Source organism: Deltaproteobacteria bacterium, from assembly GCA_029210625.1.
Classification (GTDB): domain Bacteria; phylum Myxococcota; class Myxococcia; order SLRQ01; family SLRQ01; genus JARGFU01.
Window position 1 is genome coordinate 1 of sequence record JARGFU010000009.1, and the last position, 18,466, is coordinate 18,466.

General features: G+C 72.2%; 15 protein-coding genes. 11 read left to right on the forward strand and 4 right to left on the reverse strand.

The window, feature by feature from the left end; translation table 11 throughout:
• Positions 1-168 precede the first annotated feature (168 nt).
• From ccsA to P1V51_09940, 4 genes are read left to right on the forward strand one after another with little or no spacing between them, the layout of a single operon-like run.
• Positions 169-990, forward strand: coding sequence for a cytochrome c biogenesis protein CcsA (gene ccsA / locus P1V51_09925; protein MDF1563353.1), 822 nt, complete (start codon positions 169-171; stop codon positions 988-990).
• Positions 991-1,003: 13 nt separating this feature from the next.
• Complete coding sequence (gene hemA, locus P1V51_09930; protein ID MDF1563354.1) at positions 1,004-2,488, forward strand: glutamyl-tRNA reductase; 1,485 nt, start codon at positions 1,004-1,006, stop codon at positions 2,486-2,488.
• Positions 2,485-3,420, forward strand: coding sequence for a hydroxymethylbilane synthase (gene hemC / locus P1V51_09935; protein MDF1563355.1), 936 nt, complete (start codon positions 2,485-2,487; stop codon positions 3,418-3,420). The genes hemA and hemC overlap by 4 nt, the downstream gene beginning before the upstream one ends.
• Positions 3,417-4,148: a uroporphyrinogen-III synthase gene (locus P1V51_09940; protein MDF1563356.1), complete on the forward strand. Its 732-nt coding sequence runs from the start codon at positions 3,417-3,419 to the stop codon at positions 4,146-4,148. Before hemC ends, P1V51_09940 begins: the two co-directional genes overlap by 4 nt.
• A 155-nt stretch (positions 4,149-4,303) precedes the next feature.
• Here the strand turns inward: P1V51_09940 and P1V51_09945 are convergent, their stop codons facing one another.
• Both P1V51_09945 and P1V51_09950 read right to left on the reverse strand, forming a co-directional pair.
• Positions 4,304-5,407, reverse strand: a complete 1,104-nt coding sequence (locus tag P1V51_09945; protein MDF1563357.1) for a hypothetical protein — start codon at positions 5,405-5,407, stop codon at positions 4,304-4,306.
• Positions 5,408-5,472: 65 nt separating this feature from the next.
• Positions 5,473-5,808 carry a DciA family protein gene (locus P1V51_09950; GenBank protein ID MDF1563358.1) on the reverse strand — a complete coding sequence of 112 codons (336 nt, stop codon included), beginning with the start codon at positions 5,806-5,808 and terminating at the stop codon, positions 5,473-5,475.
• A 187-nt stretch (positions 5,809-5,995) separates the two neighbouring features.
• On the opposite strand from P1V51_09950, the gene P1V51_09955 reads away from it, so the two are divergent.
• Entirely contained in the window at positions 5,996-8,236 is a 2,241-nt protein-coding gene (locus P1V51_09955) for a hypothetical protein (protein MDF1563359.1), read from the forward strand.
• Positions 8,237-8,408: 172 nt separating this feature from the next.
• On the opposite strand, the gene P1V51_09960 is transcribed toward P1V51_09955, so the two are convergent.
• A complete protein-coding gene (locus P1V51_09960) occupies positions 8,409-9,803 on the reverse strand; it encodes a lysophospholipid acyltransferase family protein (protein MDF1563360.1) in 1,395 nt (464 codons plus the stop codon).
• A gap of 19 nt (positions 9,804-9,822) precedes the next feature.
• The gene (locus P1V51_09965; GenBank protein MDF1563361.1) at positions 9,823-10,863 is read right to left on the reverse strand and encodes an NAD-dependent epimerase/dehydratase family protein; all 1,041 of its coding nucleotides are present in this window, start codon (positions 10,861-10,863) and stop codon (positions 9,823-9,825) included.
• Between the two features lie 104 nt (positions 10,864-10,967).
• Here P1V51_09965 and mutL point away from each other — a divergent pair, with 104 nt between their 5' ends.
• The 6 genes from mutL to aroA are packed head-to-tail and all read left to right on the forward strand — an operon-like array spanning position 10,968 to position 18,437.
• The gene (gene mutL / locus P1V51_09970; GenBank protein ID MDF1563362.1) at positions 10,968-12,815 is read left to right on the forward strand and encodes a DNA mismatch repair endonuclease MutL; all 1,848 of its coding nucleotides are present in this window, start codon (positions 10,968-10,970) and stop codon (positions 12,813-12,815) included.
• A 10-nt stretch (positions 12,816-12,825) separates the two neighbouring features.
• Complete coding sequence (miaA, locus tag P1V51_09975) at positions 12,826-13,800, forward strand: tRNA (adenosine(37)-N6)-dimethylallyltransferase MiaA (GenBank protein ID MDF1563363.1); 975 nt, start codon at positions 12,826-12,828, stop codon at positions 13,798-13,800.
• A gap of 9 nt (positions 13,801-13,809) precedes the next feature.
• Positions 13,810-14,949 (forward strand): Hsp70 family protein, encoded by a 1,140-nt coding sequence (locus P1V51_09980; GenBank protein MDF1563364.1) that lies wholly within the window; start codon positions 13,810-13,812, stop codon positions 14,947-14,949.
• A gap of 60 nt (positions 14,950-15,009) precedes the next feature.
• Positions 15,010-15,975, forward strand: a complete 966-nt coding sequence (locus P1V51_09985; GenBank protein MDF1563365.1) for an acetyl-CoA carboxylase carboxyltransferase subunit alpha — start codon at positions 15,010-15,012, stop codon at positions 15,973-15,975.
• Positions 15,976-15,990: 15 nt separating this feature from the next.
• Positions 15,991-17,094, forward strand: coding sequence for a histidinol-phosphate transaminase (gene hisC / locus P1V51_09990; GenBank protein ID MDF1563366.1), 1,104 nt, complete (start codon positions 15,991-15,993; stop codon positions 17,092-17,094).
• Entirely contained in the window at positions 17,091-18,437 is a 1,347-nt protein-coding gene (aroA, locus tag P1V51_09995; GenBank protein MDF1563367.1) for a 3-phosphoshikimate 1-carboxyvinyltransferase, read from the forward strand. The genes hisC and aroA overlap by 4 nt, the downstream gene beginning before the upstream one ends.
• The last annotated feature ends 29 nt before the right edge of the window (positions 18,438-18,466 follow it).

An 18,466-nucleotide genomic window follows, 5' to 3' on the forward strand; every position in this document is an offset into this window, starting at 1 on the left:
GGCCGCGCCGGCCGCGCCGGCCGCCCCGGCGGTCGAGGCCGCCCCGGCGGTCGAGCCGGCACCGGCGCCCGCGCAGGCCGCCGAGCCCGCCGCCGAGGAGGAGACCGAGGGGAAGAGCGACGCCGATCTCCTCACCGACTTCCTCCTTAAGAACCTGCGCTGATCGTCATGCCGCACCTGCTGCTCAAGCTCTGCACGGTCTTCTACGTGACCTCGGCCTTCGCCTACCTCGGGGTGCTCCTGGCCCCCAAACTGCGGCTGGACCGGCTGGGGATCTGGGCGCTCGGGGGCGGCATCACCCTGCACCTGGCGAGCATCATCGACCGCTGGATCGAGCTCGAACTCACGCCGGTGACCAACTTCCAGGAGGGCCTCTCGGCCTTCGGCCTGGCCCTCTCGGCGGTCTTCCTCTTCATGAACTGGCGCCTGCGGCGGCCGGTGATCGGCGCCTTCGTCACGCCCCTGATCGCGGTGATGATGATCACCGCGCTCCTGGTGCCCTCCGGCGGCGGCGCGATCCCCGAGAGCCTGCGCAGCATCTGGCTGCCCATCCACATCTCGATGGCCTTCCTCGGCGACGCGTCCCTGGCCATTGCCGCCTCGGCCGGCGTCCTCTACCTCCTCCTGGAGCGGAAGATGAAGCGGAAGGAGTTCGGCGGGATCTTCGGGCGGATGCCCTCCCTCGAGACCCTCGACTCCCTCTCCTACAACCTGGTGCGCTTCGGCTTCGTCCTCCTGACCCTGGCCATCCTCACCGGCACCATCTGGGCCGGGCAGCAGTGGAAGAGCTACTTCTCCTGGGAGCCGCGGCAGACCAGCGCGATGGTGGTCTGGGTGATCTTCGCCGCGCTCATCACCTCCCGCTGGATGGTGGGCTGGCAGGGCCGGCGCACCGCCGTCATCACCATCGTCGGCTTCGGTCTGATGCTGGGCTCCTTCCTGATCCTGCGCTTCCTGCAGATCGGCCGGCACTTCGGCAGCTACACCTAGACCCGTCGTATCCATGCAGCTCTTCGTCACCGGTCTCTCGCACAAGACGGCGCCCATCGAGGTGCGCGAGCGGCTCGCCTTCTCGGGAGACGCCCTGGCCCTCGGCCTGGGCGCCCTGCGCAAGCTGCCGGACGTGCGCGAGGCGGTGATGGTCTGCACCTGCAACCGCACCGAGATCTACGGGCTCTCCGGGTCCCCGGAGGAGGCCGCGGCGCAGGTCAGCGACTGGATGGGAGATCACTCGGCGGCGGACCTCTCGGCCCACCTCTACGGCCACACCGGCCGGGACGCGCTGGTGCACCTCTTCCGGGTCGCCTCCTCCCTCGACTCCATGGTCGTGGGCGAGCCGCAGATCCTCGGGCAGGTGAAGAAGTCCTTCTCCGAGGCCCAGCTCCACCGCGCGGCCGGCCCGCGCCTGGAGCGGATCTTCAGCCGGGCCTTCCAGTGCGCCAAGAAGGTGCGCAGCGAGACCGGCATCGGCGAGTCGGCGGTCTCCATGTCCTTCGTGGCGGTGGAGCTCGCCCGCAAGATCTTCCAGGACCTGGTGGGCCGGAAGGTGCTGCTGGTCGGCGCTGGCGAGATGTGCGAGCTGGCCGCCGCTCACATGATGCAGAACGGCGCCAGCGAGGTGGTGGTCGCCAACCGCTCCCACGAGAACGCCCTGGCCCTGGCCGAGCGCTTCGACGGCGAGGCCGCCTCGCTCTCGGAGGTCGAGCGCCTGCTGGGCGAGGTGGACATCGTCCTCTCCTCCACCGCGGCCCCGGGCTACCTCGTCACCAAGGAGCAGATGGCGCGGGCGGTGAAGGCCCGGCGCTACCGCCCGATCCTCGTCATCGACCTGGCCGTGCCCCGGGACATCGATCCCGGCGTCAACTCCCTCTCCAACGTCTACGCCTACGACGTCGACGACATGCAGAAGGTCGTCGAGGACAACCTGCGGCAGCGCAGCGACGAGGCGAACCGGGGCGAGCGGATGGTGCGCCTGGAGGTCGCCGCCTTCCTCGAGCAGGAGCGGGGCCGGGCGGTGCTGCCGGTGGTCGCCGCCTTCCGCCACACCGCCGATCGGATCGCGCGGGAGCAGGCCGAGAAGACCCTGGCCTACCTCGAGCGCGAGGAGCTCTCGGACGAGGGGCGCGCGCGCATCGAGGCGCTGGCCCACGCGGTGGTGAAGCAGGTGCTCCACCAGCCGACGGTGCTCCTGCGCTCCAGCGCCTCCACCGACGACGGAGAGCAGCTCGCCGCGACCCTGGTGAAGCTCTTCGGGCTGGACGTCCAGAAGATCAACGACGAGATCACCGAGGAGAAGGCCCGCCGCCGGGAGGAGCGCCTCGCCGCCCTCCAGGCCGAGGCCGCCGAGGCGAAGGTCACCGAGAAGAAACCATCACGCATCCTGCCACCGAGCCCCCCCGCGGGGGACGAGCGCCCGGCGGCGCAGGAGGAGGGCATCGCCAAGGTGCTCCCCCTGCGGCCGACGGGGAACGATCGAGGAGAGGAATGAGCCGCACCCTGAAGATTGGAACCCGCAAGAGCCCCCTCGCGCTCTGGCAGGCCGAGCACGTCAAGGCCGTCCTGGAGGCCACCCACGCCGATCTGCGGGTCGAGCTGGTGAAGGTCGTCACCAAGGGCGACAAGATCCTCGACGTGCCCCTGGCCAAGGTCGGCGGCAAGGCCCTCTTCGTGAAGGAGATCGAGGATCAGCTCCTCAACGGCGAGATCGATCTGGCCGTGCACTCGATGAAGGACGTGCCCACGGTCCTGCCCGAGGGGCTGGGCCTGGTGGCGACCTCGCTGCGCGCCGATCCCCGGGACGCCTTCGTGGCCCGGGACCCGGCCGCCACCCCCACCGTCGCCTCCCTGCCCGAAGGGGCCCGGGTGGGCACCAGCAGCCTGCGCCGCTCGGTGCAGCTCCTCTCGGAGCGCCCGGACCTGGTGATCGTCCCGGTGCGCGGCAACGTCGGCACCCGCCTCTCGAAGCTCGAGGCCGACGATCTCGCCTGCGTGATCCTCGCCTGCGCCGGCCTCGACCGCCTGGAGGAGGGCGACAAGATCACCGAGCGCATCGCGCCGGAGACCATGCTGCCGGCCATCGGCCAGGCCGCCCTCGGCCTCGAGGCCCGCCTCGACGACGACGTCACCCGCGAGCTGATCGCGGTCCTCCACGACGAGGAGACCCACGACTGCGTCGCCGCCGAGCGGGCCTTCCTGACCCGCCTGGAGGGCAGCTGCCAGGTGCCCATCGGGGGCTACGCCCTCATCGAGGAGGGCAGGCTCTGGATGCGCTCCCTGGTCGGCACCCTCGACGGCTCGAAGATCCTCCGGGCAGAGGCGAGGGGCGATCGCGCCGACGCCGAGGCCCTCGGCGTCTCGCTGGCGGAGAAGCTCCTCTCGGAGGGCGCCGACGCCATCCTGGCGGAGATCTTCGACACTTGAGCCGGAGGGGGGTGGTGCTCACCGGCCGCAAGGCCGGGGAGGCCCGCGACCTGCTCGAGGCCGCGGGCCTGGAGGTCCACCACCTGCCCGCCATCGCCCTCTGCCCGCCCGCCGATCCGGGGGCCCTCTCCCGGGCCGTGGCCGAGCAGTCGGAGCACGACGATCTGGTCTTCACCTCCGCCGCGGCGGTGACCGCCTTCGTCGAGGCCGCCGAGGCCCTCGGAGTGCCGACCTTCGGCAGCGCCCGGATCGTCGCGGTGGGAATGGCGACCGCCCGGGCCCTCGAGGCTGCCGGCGCCGAGGTCGCCCTGGTGGGGGAGGGTGGAGGTGCCGAGCTGGCCGCCGCCTATCCCGAGGGGAGCCTGGTGGGGCGGAGGATCCTGCTTCCCCGGGCCGAGGCCGGGAGGGAGGAGTTTCCCGAGGCCGCCCGGGCGGCCGGGGCCGAGGTCACGGTCGTGGCGGCCTACTGCACGCTGCCTCGCCCGGAGGTGGGGGAGGCGATCGGTGAGCTGATCGCTTCGGGGGGAGTGAAGGCGGTCTGCTTCGCTTCGCCTTCGGCGGTGGAGGCCGTCGCGGCGGGGCTCTCGGAGTCATCCTGGGAGAGCTTCACCGCCGTGGCGATCGGGGAGACCACCGCGTCGGCGCTGCGGGCGATCGGGGTCGAGCCGGTGGTCGCTGGCGAGCCGTCGGGGACCGGGCTCGCGGAGGCAGTCCTCTCCCTGAGCTGAGTGCTCCTGGGAGAGGCCGTGTACGTGTACGTGGACGTGTACGTCCACGACCTGATCACGCAGGCTCCCTGCGCTGACTCCAGGAGAACTTGCCGTGCACGTACACGTACACGTACACGTCCACGTACACGGCTTTTCCTACGGCTCGCTCTGCCCTAGGGAAGGGCTCCCTGCGGCGAGAACAGAGTCACCGAGTCCGGGAACACCGGAACGGTGTACGTCGCCAACGTCTCGACGGTCCCGTTCAGGGTGTGCTTCAGGGTCAGGGTCCGGGTCCCGGCCTTGATGTTGATGGCCGCGAAGACGCCGTCGATGTTGGTGGCGCTGCGGCGGACATCGGGGTTCTCGTTGCCGTCGGTGAAGGCCAGCCGGCCCTCGACGCCCGCCTCGCTGTCCACGATGCGGCTCGCGTCCATCCCGTCGATCTCGACGATGATGTTGGCCATCTCCCGCCGGTTGCAGGCGGAGATGGTGCCGGCCAGGGCGGCCCGGCCCACGCCGTCGGTGAGATCGTCGGCGCCGTCGATGCCGGCGCTGATGCCCGCGGTCTGGGGGAAGACCTGATAGGTCGAGACGGCGATCACGGTGGCCGGCTCCTCGATGGCCTGCAGGCCGGCGGGATCCGCCGCGGCCCGATCGGCCCGCAGGACGACCCCGTACTCGTAGGTGTCGGCGAACTCGCCGGTGGCGTCGGTGACCTTCACGATCAGGGTGGTGTTGGTCGGGACCACCTCGGCGCCGAGGTCGAAGGCGCCGCCGTTGCTGCAGTTCAGGCCGGTGAAGGCGCTGTCGACGTCGGAGGTCGCGGTGCCCAGGGGGGTGCCGGTGGCGCCGTCGGACATCCGGTAGACGGTGACGACGAGGCCGCCGGAGGTGTCGAGGTCGAGGCCGAAGACGTCCACGCAGCCCCGGAAGTTCACCATCGCCGGGCCGGCGGGGGTGGCGGGGGTGGCGTAGCAGCTCACGTCCGGCACCTCGAAGTCGCCCGAGCCGGGGATGGCCAGGGACTCGAAGGTGCACATCCCGTCGCCGCCGCGATCGGCCAGGTTGCAGATCGTGCCGCCCCGATCCTCCTCGCAGACCGAGCGGGCCTTGCAGTGGAAGTGCTCGGTGCAGCTGGTCTCGGCGCCGGCGGTGCATTCGTCGCCGCCGTCGGGGGTGCCGCCGCCGCCGTCGGTGCCCCCGCCGCCACCGTCACAGGCGGGCAGGAGGAGGAGACCGGAGAGCAGGGCGAGGGAGAAGAGCCGGGCGAGCTTCATGACCACTCCTTGGCAGTGGAAGTCGTGCAAAGTTGGCGCACTTTGCTCGGGAGAGGGCGATCTGGTCAAGGGCCGTCCACGGGTCCGGGGATCACCCGGAGCTCCAGGGACCTCACCTTGCCCTCGCCGAGCACCCCGGCCAGCCGCTCGAGGATCGCCTCCTCGTGGCGGCGGATCTCGGCGGCCCAGGACTCGGCCTCCACCCGCAGGACCAGCGTCTTGCCCTCCAGGCGCAGGGGGCGGGCCCGCTGACGCAGGCGGGCGTCGGCCACCTGGGCCCAGGCGAGGCCCAGGCCCAGCGGGGTGCCGCCCAGGCTGCGGGCCAGGCTGCCGAGGGCCTCACCGGCCGCGACGTTCTGGCGGATCCGGTCGGGCCGGTTGGTCTTGCGTCGGGAGCTCATCTGCGATCGAAGGGGGTCATGGCGCGGTGCGTCGGAAACCGGGAGCTTACGTCACCGGAGGCCGCTTGACACCCGCATTTTCAGCGTGGGAACAATGCGCCACTTCGTCGCGGTGATCACCGCGCAAGGTATTCAATTCTGGATCGAAACTCCGGTCTCACAACGCAGGGCCGGAAGAGGAGGGACGATGCGTAGGCTTCAGACTCTTGCTCTCATTCCGGTGATGGCCTTCGGGCTGCTGCTGACCGCCTGCCCGGGTGAGCCCGGCGATCCGGATGGGGGAACCCCGGACGGCAGCACCGTGTGCAATCTCGGCGAAGAGAACTGCTGCACCCGGAACCGCGACTGCTCGCACCTGACCACGAGCACCTACACCGCGGTCTGCGGGGAGAACGACGCCTGCGAGTTCCTCTGCAACGTCGCCTCCGACTGCGCCGGCGCCGACTTCGAGCCCGTGGCCTGCGCCGCCGGCGACTGCGTCTGCGACCTGGGCACCTGCACCCTGCCTTCCTGCTCCAACGACGCCGACTGCGGCGGCACCGGCCTCTGCGTCGGCGGCTCCTGCGAGGCCGGCGAGGCCGCGCCCGACGGCTGCGTGCTCGCCCCGAACCCGATCTTCACCCAGACCGGCGCCACCGTGCAGCTCTACGGCTACGCCACCAAGGGCGGCGAGTTCGTGGTCTCCGACGGCACCTGGAGCTACGCCTCGGGTGACACCGCCATCGCCGACGTGAGCGCGGCGGGCGTGGTCACCGGCGGCGCCTCCGCCGGCACCGCCCAGATCACCGCCACCATCACCGGCAGCGGCGGCACGGGCACCTGCACCGTGGCCGTGAACAACTACGTGACCGCCGGCGCCGACGAGGTGCAGGTCGCCGTCTTCGACGAGCTCTCCCGCACCCCGGTGGAGGGCGCCGTGGTCGTGGTCGAGGATGCGTCCAACGGCACCGAGGTCGGCCAGGGCGCCACCGCCACCGACGGCTCGGTGACCCTCTCGGGCATCACCGCCGCCAGCATCAACGTCCACGTCTTCACCGAGGTGGACGCGACCTCCGCCATGGCGCCGAACGGCTACGCCTACATCTCGGCCATGAGCATCAGCGACAAGGACGTCGCCGTCTACCTGCCCCGCAACGCCAACGGCTCCAAGGCCGGCGGCTACCAGGGTGAGATGACCGTCCAGGACTTCATGGCCATCAGCGGCGACGACGTCCACGTCATGCTGGCCGGCGTCTCCCTGCCCGGCAACTTCATCGACCTCGACCTCGAGGTGCTCATCGGCGAGATGATCCCGACCCACGTGGTCTTCGGCAGCCTCCTCGACGACACCCTCCCGCTCCCCTCCGGCCTCGTGCTGGGCGTGGGCTCCGAGTTCTTCAAGGCCGACTACAAGCCCCTGGGTCACCCCGGCACCCGCACCGCCTGGGCCCTCGGCGGCAACCTGCCCATCCAGGACGTGACCAACGTGCTCGGCCCGGTCGTCGGCGGCGGCACCTCCGACCTGCCCATCGGCCAGCTCCTCGGCGCGCTGCTCCCGCTCTTCAACGGCTTCAACTCCGCCGTCGAGCCGGGCGTGGCCATCTCCGAGTACGACCGCGTCGCCGGCACCGATCCGGACGGCAACCCGATCATGGTCCCGGACTTCGGGCAGTTCCCGCAGCAGGACGTGAACCTCGACACCAAGCTCGCGCTCAAGGGTGAGGTCTCGATCCCGAACCTGCCGCAGCTCCCCGACGGCACCTACCTCGACGGCACCGTGATCCTCGCGGGCGTGCTGGTCGACGGCCAGGGCCTCGTGCCCCTGGGCATCACCGCCGGCCTCGACGTGGCCGACGCCACCACCCAGACCCCCAACGGCATCGTCAACGACGAGGGCGACGACGCGACCCCGGGCAAGGCCATCATCCGGATGGCCCCGCAGCACGGTGGCATCGAGGGCAGCCGCTACGTCCTGGTGGCCCTCTCCCTGGGCTTCGACAGCATGGGCACCACCGGCGGCGGCACCCAGGCCCTCTCCGGCGCCGTGCACTTCTTCGACGGCCTCAGCTGGGAGGAGAACATCTCGCTGGGCTCGAGCTTCCTGACCTTCGCCGACTCGGCCACCTACGATGCCGGCACCCGCGCCTACACCCCGGCCTCCGTCACCGGCGCCGACTTCTACCGCCTGGCGGTGGACGGCACCGACGACCGGACCTGGATCATCTACCACGACGGCACCACCGCCATGACGCTGGTCGATCCGGCCGGCTACACCTGCGGCGCCGGCGCCTGTGAGGACCGGGCCATCGCGGGCGCGAACCTCGACGCCCAGGCCGTCGGCAGCGGCGGCGTGAGCGCCAGCGACCTCTTCGGCTGGAACGGCACCAACCTCGACGGCCTCGTCGAGACGGTGCAGAGCTTCAGCACCATCGACGTGACCGTGCCTTGATCTAGGCCGGACGCTCGACGAGTTTCAGGGCGCTCTCCTTCGGGGGGGCGCCCTTTCTCGTTTCGGGCTACGAGCTTTGAGCTTTGAGCCCTTGGCTCGAGGGATCAGCTCCGGTGACCCGGTGATCCAAGCTCACAGCTCCAAGCTCACAGATCAAAGCTCGCAGCCGAAATCAGAAGTAGGGGTTGCCCCGGCCCTCGTTCAGCTCGTCGATCATCAGCTGGATCCGGTCCCGGACGCCCTCGGCGAGGTGGTTCACCTTGAGCCGGCTCTTCGCGTCCTCGGGGGTCGCGCCGTCCAGCTCGAGGGGCTCGCCGATCTTGATCTTCCACTTGCTCGGCAGGGGCACGAGCCCGAGGGGGCCCAGCAGCGGGAAGGTCGGGGTCACCGGCACGAAGGGCAGGCCGAAGGGCCGCGCGACGGCGGTGGTCTTGCACAGGATGGGGTGGGCGTCGTCGGCGCCGACGATCGCCACCGGGATCAGCGGGGTGTTCGTGCGCAGGGCCAGCTTGACGAAGCCGCCGCGGCCGAAGCGCTCGAGCTGGAAGCGGCGGCGGTAGAGCTTGCCCAGGCCCCGCAGGCCCTCGGGGAAGACCCCGACCACCGCGCCGGTCTCGAGCAGCCGCTCGGCGTTCTCGGGGCAGGCCCGCACGCCGCCGAAGCGGTTGAGGAAGGTGCCCACGAAGGGGAAGTGGAAGACGAAGTCCTCCAGCAGGGGCCGGAAGGGGCGGGCCTCGGGGTGCTCGAGGCGCAGCGCGGTCGCGAGGATCAGGCTGTCCCAGGGCACCGCGCCGGAGTGGTTGGCCACCAGGAGGCAGCGCCCCGTGGCCGGCACGTTCTCCATCCCCTCGAGCTCCACCCGGAAGTACCGCCGGTAGAGGGTCTCGAGGGGCCCGGCCAGGCTCTCGGCCAGCGCGGGATCCATCCCGAAGGGATCGAAGTCGGTCTGCGGGGCCACCTCGGCGCGGGAACCCGTCCGGCGCCGGGAGGTGTTCACCACCCGCCGCCCCACCTCCGAGAGGTCGGTGATGGCCGCCTGCAGATCGGCGGTGAGGGAGGGCCCCACCAGCGCCCTCACCGAGCGCTCGACCGTCCCCACGGTGCGGACGATCTCCTCGCCCATCTCCAGGGCCGCCACGCCCGCGCCCGCGGCCCGGATCGCGGCCGTGAGCCGGTCCAGGGCCTCGCCCCAGTCGCTGACGTCCGTGAAGTCCTCCGTCTGCCGCTGGGTCCTCGGATCATTCGCGGTCGAGAACGAAGGCCGCTTCGCCTCGTCCACGTCCACGTCCACGTCCACGTGCACGGGTTCTCCCGGATCCCGCTCGACCCCGACCTCGGCTTCCGCCTCGGCCTCCGCCTCGGCCTCCGCCTCCGCGGCCTCTCCCCGCTCGTACCCGGGCACCCCGAACTCATCGTGCGCGATCGCCGGCTCGATCTCGGCCTCGAGCTCGAGCTCGGGCTCGACCGCCTCCACCGGAAGCTCCACCTCCGGCGCGACCTCCACCGGACGCGCCGCCGCCCCCCTGCGGAAGGGATCGTTGCCCAGGACGCTGTTGCGCTTCGCCATGGCTACTTCCAGTGCTCCTTCAGGACTCGGCCCGGACCAGATCGCCGAGCTTCCGTCCGCCGGCGAAGGCGATCAGGGCGTCGCGGGTGGAGTAGCGGGGCCGGAAGCCCATCTCCTCCCGGGCGCGCCGGCCGTCGGCGACACAGACGTACTTCAAGAGGTTCACGAAGGTCGGCGGCGTGCTGACCAGCTGGGCCAGCCAGAGGGTCCTCACCCAGCCCCGGGCCAGGGGACCGGGCAGGGGCATGCCCACCCGGCCGCAGGCCTTGAGGGCCGCCGAGAGGGGAAGCACTCCGTCCCCCGAGAGGTTGAAGGCGCCGTCGTGATCCCGGTGGACCGCCAGCGCGAGGGCGTCGGTCACGTCGGTCTCGTGCACCAGCTGGATCAGCGGATCGAAGCCGAGGACCGTCAGGGGGGTGGGGAAGGTGAGGTAGCGGGTGATCCAGTTGCGCACGGTGGGGCCGACCACCGGCGCGAAGCGGAGGGAGGTGCAGACGGTGTCCGGGTGCTCCTGCTTGAAGCGCTGGAGCTGCCGCTCGTTCTCGATCCGATCGCCCACGTAGCGCGATCCCTGCAGGCCTCGCAGGGGCGCGTCCTCGGAGAGGTAGTTCGGGTTCTTGGAGTGGGGGCCGTAGACCAGGGTCGAGGAGAGCAGGACGAACTTGCGGACCCGGTGCTCGGCGCAGGCGTTGAGCACGTGCACCGTCCCGATCGCCTCGACCTCGTGGGCCCAGGCCGAGTGGTGGCTCGGGGAGGAGAGGAGGGCGAGGTGCACCACGGTGTCGATGGCGTGGTTCTGCAGGTGGATCAGCAGCTCGGAGCCCGCGCTCGGGCGGGTGAGGTCGACGGCGCGGTAGAGGATCTTCTCGTCGTGGATGTGCGGTGCGCGGTGATCGATCGCGAGGATCAGCTCACAGCGCTCGCTGCCCACCAGGCGCTCGAGGAGGGCGCGGCCGAAGAAGCCAGCGGCGCCGATCACCGCCACCCGGCTGCGCTCGGGGCGCACCAGCTCGCTCGCCGAAGAACCGGCGGTGCTGCCATTTCCGGTCTCTGGGCTCATCGCGAAGGAGTCCTCCCTCTCCCAGCCCGGGGAAATAGAACAAGGGCTGCCGCCGGTCAAACCCGCTTGCCGCTCCGCGCACCGGGAGCGTACCTTGCAACGCCGTGAAAGAGCAGCGAGCCAGCGACGGGCGCGTGAAGCGCCTCCCCGACGAGGTCGTCAACACCATCGCCGCCGGCGAGGTGGTCGAGCGGCCGGCCTCGGTGGTCAAGGAGCTGATCGAGAACAGCCTGGACGCGGGGGCCACCGAGATCGAGGTCGTCCTCGAGGCGGGGGGCACCGAGCGGATCACGGTGATCGACGACGGCTGCGGGATGGGCTTCGAGGACGCCCGGGCCTGTCTCGACCGCCACGCGACCTCGAAGATCCGGGACGCGGAGGGGCTCTTCGCCCTGAAGACCCTGGGCTTCCGGGGCGAGGCCCTGCCGAGCATCGCGGCGGTCTCCCGCTTCAAGCTCGTCAGCCGCCTCGAGGGCGCGGTCGAGGGGGTGCGGGTCGAGGTCGAGGGGGGCGAGCTGAAGCGCCACGAGGCCGCCGCCGCGGCCCCGGGGACCCGCATCGACGTCGAGGAGCTCTTCGTCAGCGTCCCGGCCCGGCGGAAGTTCCTGCGGCGCCCCTCCACCGAGCTCGGCCACGTCAGCGAGACCGTGGGGCGCCTGGCCCTGGCCCACCCCGAGGTGGGCTTCACCCTGCGCCACGAGGGAAGGGTGCTCCTGGCGACGCCCCCCGGCGCCGACCCCCTGGAGCGGCTGCTGGCGGTGCTGGGCAAGGACGCCCGGGGTCAGCTCTTCCCCTTCGCGGGGGAGCACCACGACATCCGGGTGCGGGGCCACTTCGGCGCCCCCTCCCTCACCCGGCGCAGCGCCGGCCAGGGGATCCACCTCTTCGTGAACGGCCGCTGGGTGCGGGATCGGCAGGTGGGCCACGCCATCGGGCGAGCCTTCGCCAGCCTGGTCGATCGCGGCCGCTCCCCGGTGGCGGTGGTCTTCCTGGAGATCCCGCCCGAGGCCGTCGACGTGAACGTCCACCCCCAGAAGCTGGAGGTGCGCTTCTCGGAGGGCCGGCGGGTCTACGACGCCATCCTGCGGGTGCTCGGCCCCGCCGTGGCCGCCGCGCCCTGGGCCGGCGGCGCGACCCGCAGCTACGCCCTGGGGGCGGAGGCCCGGGCCGGGACCCCCGCCGGCGCCGGCCAGGCCTACGAGGAGCACCGGGCCCGGGTCCTCGCGGCCCTCGAGCGCTTCGGCAGCGGCCGCCCGGCCGCGGCCCGGGAGGGCGGCGCGCCCCTCTTCGAACCTCGCCCGGGCGCCGGCGCCGGGGAGGAGGCCGCGCCCCTGCCGCCGGGGAGCTCCGCCGCCGAGGGCTTCTTCGACAACCTGCGGGTCGTGGGGCAGGTCGCCCGCAGCTACATCGTCTGCGAGGGCCCCGAGGGCCTGGTGGTGATCGACCAGCACGCCGCCCACGAGCGCCTGGAGTTCGAGCGCCTGCGGCAGCGCTGGAAGGAGGGCAGCGTGGCCGTGCAGCGCCTGCTCGTGCCCCGGACCCTCGAGCTGGGGGTCGGCGAGATGGCGCGCCTCGAGCCGCACCTCGGCGCCCTGGAGGAGGCCGGCTTCGACGCCTCGTCCCTGGGCGAGGAGACCCTGGCGGTGCGGGCCGTCCCGGCGGCCCTGGCCGACCGGCGGATCGACGAGGTGCTGCGCGACTTCCTCGACGAGCTGGGGGAGGGGGGCGAGGCCGGCGCGGCCCTCGCCATCGAGCGGGCGTTGGACCGCCTCCTGGCGACGGTGGCCTGCCACTCGGTGGTGCGCGCCGGCGATCCCATGAGCCGCGAGGAGATGGAGGCCCTGGTGGTGCAGATGGACCGGGTGCCCCGGGGCGCCAACTGCCCCCACGGCCGCCCCGTGGCCTTCACCCTCTCGCACCCGGAGCTGGAGCGGCGCTTCGATCGCCGCTAGGGCCGCCCCCGTGTCCGCCGCGCGAGAGCCCCGGTCCCCGATCGTCGTCCTGGCCGGACCGACGGCGAGCGGCAAGTCCTCGCTGGCCCTCCTCCTGGCGGAGCGCCTCGGCGCGGAGCTGCTCTCGGTCGACTCCCAGCAGGTCTACCGGGGCATGGACATCGGCACCGCCAAGCCCAGCGCCGAGGAGCAGGCGAGGGTGCCCCACCACGGCATCGATCTGGTCGAGCCCGACACCCAGCTCACCGCCGCCGACTTCGTGGCCCTGGCCGACGAGGCCATCGAGGGGATCGCCGCCCGCGGCGGCCGGACGCTGGTCGTGGGGGGGACCGGCCTGTGGGTGCGGGCGCTCCTGCGGGGCCTGGCGCCGGCGCCGCCGCGGGACGAGGCCCTGCGCGCCGAGCTGGAGGCGACCCTCGAGCGCGAGGGCTCGCCGGCCCTCCACCGCCGCCTCTTGTCCCAGGATCCCGAGACCGCGGCGCGCCTCCACCCCAACGATCACGTCCGGATCATCCGGGCCCTGGAGGTGGCGGCCTCGAGCGGCGAGCCGATCTCCCGCCACCAGGCCCGGCACGGCTTCCGGGACTTCCGCTACCGCCACCGCTACCTGGCGTTGCGCCTGCCCCGGGAGCTGCACCGGGCGCGGATCCGCCGGCGGGTGGAGGAGATGCTGGCGGCGGGCTGGAAGGCGGAGGTGGAGCGCCTGCTGGCGGCGGGCCACGGGGCGCGGCTCCGCAGGGTGCTCGGCTACGCCCAGCTCGTCGATCACCTCGAGGGGAGGCTGGCCGGGGGCGAGCTGGTCGACCGGACCACCTCCCGGACCTGGGCCTACGCCAAGCGCCAGCTGACCTGGCTCCAGGGCGAGCCGGGGGTGGAGTGGCTCGCGCCCGAGCCCCCCGACGCCGCGGGGCTCGAGGCCCTCGCCGGGAGGCTGGCGCCCGAGCTCGAGGCCTGGTTCGTTGGGTCGGCCCCCGAGCGATGCTAGAGTCGCCGCGTGACGACGCGCGTTGCCCTCGACCTCGGAACCACCAACACCTCCGCCGCCGTCGTCTGGAAGGAGCGGAGCCGGCTGGTGCCGGTCCGCAACCGGGCGACCTCGATCCCCACCGCGGTGGCCGTGGATCCGCAGGGCCGCTGGCTGGTGGGGCGAGAGGCCCGGGCCCAGCTCATCTCCCGGCCGGCCGACACGGTCGTGGGCCTGAAGACCTTCCTGGGGCGGGACCACACCTCCACCGCCTTCCGGCAGGCGCAGCAGGCCGTGCCCTACGAGATCCTGGACGCCGGGGGGAAGGTGAGCGCCCGGGTGGGCGGCAGCGTGGTGGGCCTGGTCGAGATCGCCGCGATGGTGCTCCACGAGACGAAGGACCAGGTGCAGAACACCCTCGGGCAGAAGCTCGACGCCGCGATCATGCCGGTGCCCGACTACTTCACCCAGAGCCAGCGCGACGCCTTCGCCCTCTCGGCCCGGACGGCGGGCTTCAAGGACACCCGGGTGGTCGACGAGTCCGCCGCGGTCACGGCGCTGGTCGAGTGCGCCGGCCGGGGCCGGGACACCCGCCTGGTCTTCCTCTACGGGCTGGGCGGGGGCGCCTTCACGGCCACGGTGCTCGAGCGCACCAGCGGGGGGCACTACGAGATCGTCGCCTCCACCGGTGAGGATCTGGGCGGCCAGCTCTTCGACCGGGAGATCGCCCGCCACCTCTATCACCGCTTCCTCCAGTCCCGGGGGATCCCCGCCCTCGAGGATCCGGTGGGCCTGCAGCGGATCCTCGACGCCGCCGAGGGCGCCAAGTTGGCCCTCGACGCGGCCGAGCAGACCGCGGTCTCGGTGCCCTACCTCCTGGCGGACGCCAACGGGCAGCCGATCGATCTGGTCGACCAGCTCGGCCGGCCGGAGCTGATCGATCTGAGCGGCGATCTGGTGCGGCGCACCCTGAAGATCAGCGAGTCGGCGCTGCGCGCCGCCGGCGTGGTCCGCAGCCAGATCGACGCCGTCTACCTCTACGGGCGGCCCTGCGGGGCGCAGGAGGTCGCGGCCGCCACCTTCCGCTTCTTCGAGCAGACGCCCATCCGGCTGCCGGTCGGCGCGCCGGCGCTCGGGGCCGCGATCCTCGCCAAGCGCGAGGCGTTCTAGCCGCACTGCGTCGTAGACCCGGGTGGCCACGGGCCGGCTTCCGGTGTAATCACCGCTGCGATGGCCGGCGCCCGCACCATGCCCCTGGAGTTCGAGAAGCCCCTCGTGGAGCTCGAGCAGAAGATCGAGGAGCTCCGTCAGCTCTCCGAGAGCGGAACGATGGACTTCGAGTCCGAGATCCGGAAGCTCGAGAAGAAGGCGGCGAAGCTGCAGAAGGAGATCTACGCCGATCTCGACCGCTGGCAGATCGTCCAGCTCTCCCGGCACTCGGCGCGGCCCTTCACCCTCGACTACGTCGGGCACCTCTGCACCGACTTCGTCGAGATCCACGGCGACCGCCGCTTCGCCGATGATCCCTCGATGATCACCGGCTTCGCCTTCTTCCGGAACGAGCCGGTCTGCGTGATCGGTCACCAGAAGGGGCGCACCACCAAGGAGAACATGGTGCGCAACTTCGGGATGTCCCGGCCCGAGGGCTACCGCAAGGCGGCCCGGGTGATGCAGCTGGCCGAGCGCTTCGGCCGGCCGATCCTCACCTTCGTCGACACCCCCGGGGCCTACCCCGGGATCGGCGCCGAGGAGCGGGGACAGGCCGAGGCGGTGGCCGAGAACCTCGAGCTGATGGCGGGCCTGAAGGTGCCCATCGTCAGCGTGGTGATCGGGGAGGGCGGCTCGGGGGGCGCCCTGGCGATCGCCGTGGCCGACCGCCTCCTGATGCTCGAGTACAGCACCTTCAGCGTGATCACCCCCGAGGCCTGCTCGTCGATCCTCTACCGGGATCCGGGGCAGGCGAAGAAGGCCGCCGAGTCGCTGAAGCTGACCGCGCGCGACCTCGACGGCTTCGGCATCTGCGACGAGGTGCTGCCCGAGCCCTCGGGCGGCGCCCACCGCGACCCCCTCGCCATCGCGAAGACCGTCGGCGACGCGCTGAAGAAGCACCTGACCTCCCTCCAGGAGCTGCCCCTCGAGCAGCTCCTCGAGACGCGCTTCGAGAAGTACCGGAGCATGGGCGAGTTCATCAGCTGACCGAAGGAGGTCGCCATGGCCCTCGTCTCCGAGAACATCGAGACCCTCTTCCCCTACGTCCCCGGTAAGCCCATCGAGGAGACCGAGCGGGAGCTGGGCATCTCGGGCGTCGCGAAGCTGGCCTCGAACGAGAACGCCCTGGGGCCCTCGCCGAAGGCGGTCGCCGCCGTCCAGGAGGGCGTGCGCAGCGCTCACCTCTACCCCGACGGGAGCTGCTACTACCTCAAGAACCGCCTGGCCGAGCACCTGGACGTCTCCCCCGAGGAGCTGGTCGTGGGCAACGGCTCGAACGAGGTGATCGTCCTCCTGGTCCGCACCTTCCTCCAGCGCGCGGGCAGCGGCGCGGTGGACCACGAGGCGATCATCTCGGACGGCAGCTTCATCGTCTATCGCCTCGCCCTCCAGGCCCACGGCGTGAAGACCGTGCGGGTGCCCCTCGGCGCGGACCGGCGCTTCGACCTCGACGCGATGGCCGCCGCCATCACGCCGGCCACCCGGATGATCTTCATCGCCAACCCGAACAACCCGACCGGCACCTACGTCGGGCGGGCGGCGATGGAGGCCTTCCTGAAGAAGGTGCCCGAGGAGGTCATCGTCGTCCTCGACGAGGCCTACACCGAGTACGTCGAGAAGGAGGACTACCCCGACGGCCTGCAGCTGCGAAAGCTGCACCCCCGGGTGGTGGTGCTGCGCACCTTCTCCAAGATCCACGGCCTCGCCGCCCTGCGGGTCGGCTACGGGGTGATGTCCGCCGAGCTGGCGTCCTACCTCAACCGGGTGCGCGACCCCTTCAACGTCGGCGCCCTCGGCCAGCTCGCCGCCCGGGCGGCCCTCGACGATCCCGAGCACGCCAGCAAGAGCCGGGCGCTGAACAGCGCCGAGCTCGCGCGCCTCGAGGCGGCCCTGCCCGGCCTGGGCGTGACCGTCACCCCCAGCGTCTGCAACTTCGTCCTCTGCGACTTCGGCCGGGAGGGGAAGGGGGTCTACGAGGCGCTCCTCCACGAGGGGATCATCGTCCGGCCGATGGCGGGCTACGGCTTCACCGAGAGCGCGAGGATCACCGTCGGGCTCCCCGGAGAGAACGAGCGCCTGCTGGCCGCCCTGAAGAAGGTCCTGTGAGCAGCAGCCCCGCGCAGCGCCTGAAGGTCGAGCCCGCGCAGGCCCCCCTGCACGGCGAGCTGCGCCTGCCCGGGGACAAGTCCATCGCCCACCGCGCGCTGATCCTGGCGGCGCTGGCCACCGGCGAGAGCACGGTCGCCGGGCTGCCCGACGGCGAGGACGTGGCCTCGACCCGGCGGGTCCTCCAGGGGATGGGCGTCGAGATCCTCGAGGACGGGCCGGGGGTGCTGCGGATCGAGGGCGTCGAGATCGGCGGCCTGCGTCCCGGACCCGCGCCCCTCGACTGCGGCAACTCCGGGACGAGCGTCCGGCTGCTCGCCGGCGCCGTGGCCCAGGGGGAGGGGACCTTCGTCTTCACCGGGGACGTCTCGCTCTCCCGGCGCCCGATGGAGCGCATCGCCGCGCCGCTGCGGGCGATGGGGGTGCAGGTCGAGCCCGGCCCGGGCGGCGGGCTCCCCCTTCAGGTGAGCGGCCCGGTCCGGCAGGCCCTGGACCACACCTGCCCGGTGGCCTCGGCCCAGGTGAAGTCGGCGGTGCTCCTGGCCGGCCTCGCCGCGCCCGGACGGACGATCTTCCGGGCCCCGGCGGCCTCCCGGAACCACACCGAGCGGATGCTCCGCTCCATGGGCTGGCCGGTGGAGGAGAGCGAGGAGGGCCGCGTGGTCTCCCTCGTGGGGCAGGCCGGGATCCTGCGGCCCCTGGACCTGAAGGTCCCGGGGGATCCCTCCTCGGCGGCCTTCCACCTGGTCGCGGCCTCCCTGCTCCCCGGCAGCGAGCTCAACCTGGAGGGCGTCCTCGCCAACCGAGGGCGCCTGAGCTTCCTGGACTGGCTGGTGCGGATGGGGGCGCCGGTCGAGGCGCGCAACGAGTCGGACGCCGCCGGCGAGCCGGTGGCCACCCTGCGGGCGAGCTTCGCGGGCGGCCTCTCGGCCGTCGAGATCCACGCCGGGGCCCTGCCCTCGGTGATCGACGAGGTCCCGATCCTGGCGGTGGCCGCCGCCCACGCGGAAGGGACGACCGTCTTCCGGGGCGCGGGGGAGCTGCGGCACAAGGAGTCGGACCGCCTGCAGGCGGTGATCGACCTGCTCGGCACCGCGGGGATCGCGGCCCACGCCGAGGGCGACGATCTCTTCGTCGAGGGTGAACCCGGCCTGCGGGAGCGGGCCCCGACCGGGACCTACGAGGCCCGCGGTGACCACCGCCTCGCCATGGCCGCCACCGTCCTCGCCCTCACCACCGGCGGCGGCGAGGTGAGCGGCGCCGAGTCGATCGCCGTCTCCTATCCCGCCTTTGTCAGCGACCTGTCACGCCTGGGCGCGCAGCTCGAAGCTCACGGCTCGTAGCTCACAGCCCGCGGCGGCGGACGCCGCCG

Coding starts and splice junctions, on each gene's coding strand:
- ccsA (MDF1563353.1), top strand. CDS start 169: ATGCCGCACCTGCTGCTCAAGCTCTGCACGGTCTTCTACGTGACCTCG.
- hemA (MDF1563354.1), top strand. CDS start 1,004: ATGCAGCTCTTCGTCACCGGTCTCTCGCACAAGACGGCGCCCATCGAG.
- hemC (MDF1563355.1), top strand. CDS start 2,485: ATGAGCCGCACCCTGAAGATTGGAACCCGCAAGAGCCCCCTCGCGCTC.
- P1V51_09945 (MDF1563357.1), bottom strand. CDS start 5,407: ATGAAGCTCGCCCGGCTCTTCTCCCTCGCCCTGCTCTCCGGTCTCCTC.
- P1V51_09950 (MDF1563358.1), bottom strand. CDS start 5,808: ATGAGCTCCCGACGCAAGACCAACCGGCCCGACCGGATCCGCCAGAAC.
- P1V51_09955 (MDF1563359.1), top strand. CDS start 5,996: ATGCGTAGGCTTCAGACTCTTGCTCTCATTCCGGTGATGGCCTTCGGG.
- P1V51_09960 (MDF1563360.1), bottom strand. CDS start 9,803: ATGGCGAAGCGCAACAGCGTCCTGGGCAACGATCCCTTCCGCAGGGGG.
- P1V51_09965 (MDF1563361.1), bottom strand. CDS start 10,863: ATGAGCCCAGAGACCGGAAATGGCAGCACCGCCGGTTCTTCGGCGAGC.
- P1V51_09985 (MDF1563365.1), top strand. CDS start 15,010: ATGGCCGGCGCCCGCACCATGCCCCTGGAGTTCGAGAAGCCCCTCGTG.
- hisC (MDF1563366.1), top strand. CDS start 15,991: ATGGCCCTCGTCTCCGAGAACATCGAGACCCTCTTCCCCTACGTCCCC.